The following is a 3,763-nucleotide window of genomic DNA, read 5'->3' as shown; positions in this document are numbered from 1 at the left end:
GGCTGGAGGCCGGGCGCAGCACCGCCAGCAGTTTTTCGCTGGTGGGATGGCTGCCCTGGTCCAGCAGGTTCTGGCTAAAGCGCGCCTGGGCATTAAGCGGGTAATCGAATGGGCGCATCAGCACCAGTACACCAACGCCCTGGCGACGCTGGACCCAACCACGCTCAACCAACTGGTCAATAGCGCGGCGCAGGGTGTGGCGGTTTACCTCGTAGCGCGCGGCAAGCTGATGCTCGGCGGGCAGATAGTCACCGCAGCGATAATGATGACGAAGCTCCTGCTCAAGTCTCGCGGCAATTTCCTGATAACGCGTTGGATAACTGGTCGGATGTGTAGACAAGTGCATAGCAATCAATGCCTCGCTAATCAGATAAAGTGCTTACGCAAACGCTGGGAAAGGAAATCCAGCAGGCTGACGGTGACGATGATTAACACCATCAGAGCGCAGGTTTGCTGGAACTGAAAGCCGCGAATCGCCTCCCATAAAGTCACGCCAATACCGCCCGCACCCACCATTCCGACCACCGTGGCCGAGCGGACGTTGGATTCAAAGCGATACAGCGAGTAGGAGATAAGCAGCGGCATGACCTGTGGCAGAACGCCGTACAGAATCTCTTCAATTTTGTTGGCCCCAGTGGCGCGAATGCCTTCTACTGGACCTGGCTCAATGGCTTCTACCGCTTCCGAAAGCAGCTTGGAGAGCACCCCGGTGGTGTGGATAAACAGTGCCATTACCCCGGCGAACGGACCTAAACCCACGGCGACCACGAACAGCATGGCGAAGACCATTTCATTGATGGCGCGGCAGGCGTCCATCAGGCGACGCATCGGCTGGTAAATCCACCACGGTACGAGGTTATCGGCGCACATCAGGCCAAAGGGAATCGACAGCACAACGGCGAGGGCGGTGCCCCAGACGGCAATTTGCAGGGTGACGGCCATTTCACCGAGATAGTCCTGCCACTGACTGAAGTCTGGCGGAAAGAAGTCGGCGGCGAAGGTCGCCATATTGCCGGAATCCTGGATCAGCGTGAGCGGAGCCATTTCGGCACCTTTCCACGAGACCACCAGCACGGCGAGAAGAATGGCCCAGCTCAGCAGTGAGAACCAGCTACGTTTGGGCGGGGCGACGGTGATGGTTTGCATGTTTAGCTCCGTGCGTAGGTTATCGCCGGATGGCAGCGCTTGCGCCTTATCCGGCCTACAGAACATCGTCTGCCCGGTAAGCGAAACGCCACCGGGCATTAGGTTTACTGCACCGCTTTAGTCACGCTGGTCATGGCGCCCAGGGCGGCGGTCAAACGGTCAAGGTCGTCGAGCTGCGCTTTCAGCGCCGAGGTTTTGCTGCTTTTCTCTTCCTCGTTCAACCCTTTGTTGCCCTTCACGCCCTGCATCTCTTTAAACAGCGCCAGTTGGCGAATCGGTACCAGTTGCAGGTCGCTGGAGGCACGGAACGGTGCCCATCCCAGGCGTTCCAGTACGGTTTTCTGTTCCGGCGTTTTGCCGTAATTCATAAAGAAGTCGTACACCTTGTCCTTGGTGGTTTCGGAGAGGTTTTTGCGCCAGACGATCGGATCGCCCGGGATCAGCGGTGACTTCCAGATAACCTTCAGCTCTTTCAGTTTTTCCGGCGCGGAGGTTTTCAGCTTGTCGAGGTTTTCGGTGTTGTTGGTGGCGACATCGACCTGTTTGTTGGCGACGGCCAGCGCGTTGGTTTCGTGTCCGGCGTTAACGGTGCGTTTGAAGTCGCTGGCGGAGATGTTGTTTTTGGCGAAGACGTAGTAACCGGGGACGAGGAAGCCTGACGTTGAGTTAGGATCGCCGTTGCCGAATGTCAGATCCTTACGTTTGGCGATCAGATCGTTCAGGTTGTTGATCGGACTGTCTTTGTTAACGATCAACACGCTCCAGTATCCCGGGGAGCCGTCGGCAGCGACGGTTTGGGCAAACACTTGTCCGTTAGCGCGATCCACCGCTTCCATTGCCGAGAGGTTGCCGTACCAGGCGATATCAACTTTGTTAAAACGCATTCCCTGAATGATCCCGGCGTAGTCCGGGGCGAAGAAGGCGTTCACTTTCACGCCCAACGATTTTTCCATGTCCTTCAGGAACGGTTCCCACTGTGGCTTCAGGTTTTGCTGTGATTCGGTCGAAATAATGCCAAAGTTCAGCGCTTTTTCTTGCTCTTCGGCCTGCGCCGGGCTGAACAAGGTGCTGATGCTGAACATGCTGGTAAAGGCCAGCGCGGCAACGGTCTTATAGCTCATGTTGTTTCCTTAATTAGTCTTTGTTCCAGGCTATTTCACTTGCCAGCCTGGCTGCGCCAATAACGCCTGGTTTTTTAGAACTATGCAGCCTGCGCGTTCTGTTCGACGCGGTTCATGCTGCGGTAGAGATGGTCAAAACGATCGTTATCAAAATGCTGGCTGCTGCCATCAAAGAAGACGTTGCCCTGACGAAGCGCGACAATGCGTTCGCAGTAGCGCAGGGCGTAATCCACCTGATGCAGCGTGACGACCACGGTGATGCCGTCGGTCTGGTTAATGTCGCGTAGGGTGTCCATCACGATGCGTGCGGATTCCGGGTCCAGCGAGGCTATCGGCTCGTCGGCAAGGATCACTTTGGCTTGCTGCATCAGCGCGCGGGCAATCGCCACGCGCTGCTGTTGCCCGCCCGAAAGCGTGGAAACGCGCTGGTATGCAAAGTGCGCCATGCCAACGCGGGTCAGCGCCTGTAATGCACGCTGTTTCTGTTCCTGGCTAAACCAGCTAAAACAGGTGCGCCAAAACGGCGTGCTGCCGAGTGCGCCAATCAGGACGTTTTCCAGTACCGTCAGGCGGTTAACCAGATTGAACTGCTGGAAGATGTAGCCGGTGTGGGCGCGGCTTTTGCGGATATCGCGCGCCAGGCGGCCTTCATGTTGAACGGTGCGACCCAGCAGTTCGACGTGGCTACCCGGGGATTTATCACCGACGATCAAACCGCTTAAATGACGTAAAAGGGTGGATTTGCCAGAGCCAGATGGCCCAAGCAGAGCCACCATCTCACCGGAACAGATGTTCAGATCAACCGCATTGAGCGCCTGATGTTGATTGAAGGACTTGGAGAGTTTTTCGACGCGAATAATCGTTTGCATGATGCGGCCTCCCTTAAAAAGTGGCCCCATCGTGGCGGATTAATGTGACGTTTTCGTTAAGGGATGGTTACTTGGTGATGAAGAGTTGAGCGATTTTTGATGACAGTACGGGAGGGCTGGCCTCCCGTTGGATTACTCTGTAGGTTGCTGCTGTTTGACGACGTTGATCATCCACGGTACGCCATACCGATCGCTCACTTTACCGAAACCATGAGCCCAGAAGGTTTCCTGCCAGTCCATTTCGATTTTTCCGTTTGCTGCCAAGTTATCAAACCAGCGTTTGCCTTCGTCGACGTTTTGCGTGTCGAGTACCAGTGTAAAGCCAGAGTAGTGGGCATTTCCGTCGGGGGCGCTATCGCTCATCATGATGTCGCTGCCCGCAACGCGCAGGTTGGCGTGGGCAATGGCGGTATCGGGGAATTTCATGCCTGAAGGGCAACCCTCTTCGCTGTTCTGCGCCGGTTTGGGCATTTCACCGAAGTTGATTTTGTAGAGTAGCTCAGCGCCTAATGTTTTTTGGTAGTAGGCGATAGCATCAGCGCAGTTGCCTGCGAAGGAGATATAGGGACTTAACGGCATAATCTTTACCTCAGGTAAAAGAAACCAGTTAAGTGTAGTTATCGTCTG

Annotated in this window: 5 protein-coding genes; all 5 read right to left on the bottom strand. The window is 55.5% G+C overall.

The annotated features are described in order from the left end of the window. A partial coding sequence (gene phnF, locus FDW87_RS22165; RefSeq protein ID WP_252363086.1) for a phosphonate metabolism transcriptional regulator PhnF occupies positions 1–346 on the bottom strand: 346 nt, incomplete at its 3' end. Positions 347–366: 20 nt separating this feature from the next. Continuing rightward, entirely contained in the window at positions 367–1,146 is a 780-nt protein-coding gene (phnE, locus tag FDW87_RS09115; protein ID WP_016155398.1) for a phosphonate ABC transporter, permease protein PhnE, read from the bottom strand. A 104-nt stretch (positions 1,147–1,250) separates the two neighbouring features. Then, positions 1,251–2,267, bottom strand: coding sequence for a phosphonate ABC transporter substrate-binding protein (gene phnD, locus FDW87_RS09110; RefSeq protein ID WP_016155478.1), 1,017 nt, complete (start codon positions 2,265–2,267; stop codon positions 1,251–1,253). Between the two features lie 80 nt (positions 2,268–2,347). Further along, a complete protein-coding gene (gene phnC, locus FDW87_RS09105; protein ID WP_016155400.1) occupies positions 2,348–3,136 on the bottom strand; it encodes a phosphonate ABC transporter ATP-binding protein in 789 nt (262 codons plus the stop codon). 132 nt (positions 3,137–3,268) lie between these two features. After that, entirely contained in the window at positions 3,269–3,715 is a 447-nt protein-coding gene (yjdN, locus tag FDW87_RS09100; RefSeq protein WP_016155401.1) for a VOC family metalloprotein YjdN, read from the bottom strand. Positions 3,716–3,763 lie beyond the last annotated feature (48 nt).

The organism is Citrobacter sp. wls826, from assembly GCF_005281245.1.
GTDB classification, from domain to species: Bacteria; Pseudomonadota; Gammaproteobacteria; order Enterobacterales; family Enterobacteriaceae; genus Citrobacter; species Citrobacter braakii.
The sequence above is the reverse complement of the archived record's forward strand: the minus strand, read 5'-3'. Positions and strand labels throughout refer to the sequence as shown.

Bases quoted from the DNA above. Each gene is read 5' to 3' on its own strand.
- yjdN (WP_016155401.1), bottom strand. From the start codon at position 3,715: ATGCCGTTAAGTCCCTATATCTCCTTCGCAGGCAACTGCGCTGATGCT.
- phnC (WP_016155400.1), bottom strand. From the start codon at position 3,136: ATGCAAACGATTATTCGCGTCGAAAAACTCTCCAAGTCCTTCAATCAA.
- phnE (WP_016155398.1), bottom strand. From the start codon at position 1,146: ATGCAAACCATCACCGTCGCCCCGCCCAAACGTAGCTGGTTCTCACTG.
- phnD (WP_016155478.1), bottom strand. From the start codon at position 2,267: ATGAGCTATAAGACCGTTGCCGCGCTGGCCTTTACCAGCATGTTCAGC.